General features: G+C 64.9%; 2 protein-coding genes. One reads left to right on the plus strand and one right to left on the minus strand.

The genetic code is table 11. From position 1 onward, the window contains the following. The first annotated feature begins 252 nt into the window (after positions 1-252). Positions 253-2,361 carry a PhoX family phosphatase gene (locus Q1W26_RS09920; protein ID WP_300439234.1) on the plus strand — a complete coding sequence of 703 codons (2,109 nt, stop codon included), beginning with the start codon at positions 253-255 and terminating at the stop codon, positions 2,359-2,361. Positions 2,362-2,518: 157 nt separating this feature from the next. On the opposite strand, the gene Q1W26_RS09925 is transcribed toward Q1W26_RS09920, so the two are convergent. After that, positions 2,519-3,682, minus strand: coding sequence for a porin (locus Q1W26_RS09925; RefSeq protein ID WP_300439237.1), 1,164 nt, complete (start codon positions 3,680-3,682; stop codon positions 2,519-2,521). Between the last annotated feature and the right edge of the window lie 290 nt (positions 3,683-3,972).

Genomic DNA, 3,972 nt, shown 5'->3' on the forward strand with positions numbered 1-3,972 from the left:
GCATCGCTCCGCGCCGCCGTAGCCGGCCGGGTGTGCAAACCCGGCCGTGGGAAACTCCCGGCCAATGTGACGCCAAATACCGGAAAGCCCGCCCGTAAAAGCTCAACCCAGGAAGAGCCCAGGTTCGCGCCGGCATGCCATTACCCTCCTCGGCAGGCCTGCCAGCCGCGTCGCGGCCCGCCCGCTTTAATCAAGCCGTCACCTGCCGACAACACAATTCGTCGCTTTACGCCCTCCCCCCTGGAGTCACGAATGAGCAACGAGATCGACAACCCCTCTGCCAACACCCACATTCAGGAAGTCATTGCGACGCGCCTCAGCCGGCGTGGTGTGCTCAAGGGCGGTGTGGCGGTCACCGCCTCCACGCTGCTCGGCGGCGTCAGCCTGTCCGCCTGTGGCGGCAGTAACGACGGCAAGGCCGCGCTGGCCCTCAACTTCGACGCCGTCGCCAAGAACAAGCTCGACCTCGTCACCGTGCCTGCCGGCTACCAGACCCGCATCCTGCACGCCCTTGGCGACCCGCTGAGCCTCACCGATGCGGCGTGGGCCAACGACGGCTCGGAGACCGCCGAATCCTACGAACGGCGCGTCGGTGACGGTCACGACGGCATGCACTACTTCGGCCTCTCGGAAACCGACAGCTACAGCGCCAACCGCTCCGACCGCGGCCTGCTGTGCGTAAATAACGAGTACGTGGTGCGCCCCTACGGCCTGCATGCCAGCGGCCGCACCAGCGGCGCCGCCCGCGTTGCCGCCGAAGTGGACAAGGAAGTGAATGCCCACGGCGTCACCGTCTGCGAAGTCAAGCGCGACGCCTCGGGCAGCGCCATGAGCATGGTGCGTGGCTCGAAATTCAACCGCCGCATCACCTCCGCCACCCCGATGGATTTCGCCGGCCCGGTGCGGGGCTCGAACCTGGTCAAGACCAAGTATTCGCCGGACGGCACCACGACCCGCGGCACCAACAACAACTGCGCCAACGGCTACACCCCCTGGGGCACCTACCTCACCTGTGAAGAAAACTTCACCAACGTGATCAGCCGTGCCGCCGGCGACAACGCCCTGCGCAGCGCCGCCGAGGTCACCGCCCTCAACCGCTACCGTCTCGCTCAGGGCACCAAGAGCAGCTACCTGTGGGACACCCCCGTCACCGGCAATGCCGACGACTACGCCCGCTGGACCGCCTCGGTCACCGGTGCCAGCGCCGCCGACGACTACCGCAACGCCTTCAACACCTTCGGCTGGGTCGTCGAGATCGACCCCTTCAACCCGTCCTCCAAGCCGGTCAAGCGCAGCGCCCTCGGCCGCTTCGCCCACGAAGGCGCGTGGCCCTGCAATCCTGTCGCCGGCAAGCCGCTGGTGTTCTACATGGGTGACGACTCGCAGAACGAATACATCTACAAGTTCGTCTCCAAGGCCAACTGGGACACCGCCGACATCGGCAGAGGCCTCGCCGCCGGCGCCAAGTACATGGACGAAGGCACCCTCTACGTGGCCAAGTTCAACACCGACGGCTCGGGCACCTGGGTGGAACTCACCTTCGGCAAGAACGGCCTCAGCGCCGCCAACGCCACCTACCCCTTCGCCGACCAGGCCGACGTGCTCACCCACGCCCGCCTGGCTGCCGACTCGGTCGGTGCCACCAAGATGGACCGTCCGGAATGGGGCGCGGTGAACCCGACCAACGGCGAGGTCTACATGACCCTCACCAACAACAGCAGCCGCACCGCCGCCAACACCGACACCGCCAACCCGCGCTACTACGAAGACCTGAAGGGAGCCACCACCCAGAAGGGCAACGTGCACGGCCACATCATCCGCTGGCGCGAAGCCGGCAGCGACGCCGCCGCCGTCACCTTCGCCTGGGATATCTACCTGTTCGGTGCCGAAGCCACCGCCGCCGCCAACGTGAACCTGTCAAAGCTCACCGACGTCAATGACTTCTCCAGCCCCGACGGCCTGTGGTTCGACAAGAACGGCATGCTGTGGATCCAGACCGACGACGGCGCCTACACCGACGTCACCAACTGCATGATGCTGGCCGCCATTCCCGGCAAGGTCGGTGACGGCGGCGCGGTGACCGCAGCCAGCGGCATGCCGACCCTGAAGGGTGCCGACGCCAGCGCCGCCACCGTGCGCCGCTTCCTGGTCGGCCCGAAGGACTGCGAGATCACCGGCCTCGCCATGACCCCGGACCGCAAGACCCTCTTCGTCAACGTCCAGCACCCGGGCGAACTCGGCAGCCTGGCCACCCCGACCAGCGCCTGGCCGGCCAGCCAGAGCGATGCCGCATCCACCAAGCGGCCGCGCTCGGCAACCGTCGTCGTCACCCGCACCGACGGGGGTGAAATCGCCGTCTGACCCGCTCTCTGCGTCAGCCAGCCCTTGCTTCAGGCCTCCCGCTTCACGGCGGGGGGCTTTTTTACTGATGCGGGAGGCACGCGTGTGTCCACGAAAAACGGGCACCCGAAGGTGCCCGTCCGTGACCAGCCCGCATTCAGGCTCGACTCAGGCTGGATCAGAAGGTGTGGCGCACACCGAATGAAATCCCCTGCACCGATCCGCCCGCCGCACTGAAGCCCGCGGGCATGCCGCCCGGGTTGATGCCCGCCGCATTGACACCAAAATCGTAGTTGGCGTTGGTGTCGTTCTTGATCAGGGCGTAGGTCGCCTTCAGCATCGTGCGCTTCGACAGGCTGTGCTGGAAGCCGAGCTCGAACAGCTTGGCACCGCTGTCGTCCTGGCTGCTGCCATCCTGCTTCAGGTCACGCGCCACGTACACCTGGCCAAGCAGCTTGCTGGCCGGGGTCAGGTCGAAGGTGGCACCAAGGCCGTACACCGCCTGGGTAAACTTCTTGCCACCAAGCTTGTCGGCACGGGCCAGGTCGAACACGGCACGCACGGAAGCCGTGCCGAAGTTGTAGCTGCCACCAACACGCAGATCGCTGATCTTCAGATCGGTAGCGTCGTTGGTAATGACCGCGTTATAGGTCACGGCAGCCATGATCGGGCCCTGGGCGTACTTCAGGCCGGTATCGAAGCCGGAGGTGCTGGCAGCGGCCATGCCATCCATCGCCTTGTTTTCGTTGGCCACGTAAGCCACCGTGGCGTTGAGGCCACCAAAGGTCGGCGACACGTAGGCAATGGCGTTCTTCCAGCGACTGTCGAAGATTGAGTTGCAGGAAGCGGAACGGGCACAGGTGGAGCCACCGCTGTAACTGCCGGTACTGCTGGTGCTGCCGTTCAGCTTGTTGCCCAGCTTGCCCAGCAGCGCGGAGTTGGCGCCGATGCCCGTGGCACCCACGTTCACATCGAGGGCGGTGCCCAGGGCGCGGGTCGGGCCGGTGAGGGTGCCCAGCAGTACGGTACCGAAGCCGCCGGCAAGGCCGACGTAGCTGTCCCGGTTGGTGCTGAGGGTGCCGGAGTTATCGAAACCCACACCGCTTTCAAACTGGAACACGGCGCTCAGGCCGTTGCCCAGAGCCTCCGCCCCCTTGAAGCCGAGATAAGAAGAATTGGTGGAAACACGGGTGGTGTTGCCCAGTTCGTTCTTGGCATCGCCACCGATCCTGACAACGTCGAAGGACGCGTCGGCCACACCATAAACAGTCACATTGGCTTGGGCGAAGGCGCTGGAGGAAGCCAGGCCGGCAACGGCCAAAGCGATCAGTTTCTTTTGCATTTGTTTTTCCTGTTGAGTGACGATAAGCCGGATATTTCTGTCTGCTGCGGCGCAGCAGAATCAGGCAGCGGGCAAATCTACGCAGGCAAGGTTTCAGTTTCGTGGTGCCTGGAAGACACCTCCCGCACCGGACGGCACACAGCGCCTTTGCCCCGCCTGTGCATGTCAGTCACCCCTCGTCGAAGCGCATTAACTGAAACGTAATCCTCCCGAAACAGGGAAAACCCAGACTGGTGAGCCAACGAAACACGCCCACCCTGGAGATATTCCCCCATGCGCAAACTCAGCCT

This window comes from Zoogloea sp. (genome assembly GCF_030157465.1).
GTDB lineage: Bacteria > Pseudomonadota > Gammaproteobacteria > Burkholderiales > Rhodocyclaceae > Zoogloea.

Coding starts and splice junctions, on each gene's coding strand:
- Q1W26_RS09920 (WP_300439234.1), top strand. CDS start 253: ATGAGCAACGAGATCGACAACCCCTCTGCCAACACCCACATTCAGGAA.
- Q1W26_RS09925 (WP_300439237.1), bottom strand. CDS start 3,682: ATGCAAAAGAAACTGATCGCTTTGGCCGTTGCCGGCCTGGCTTCCTCC.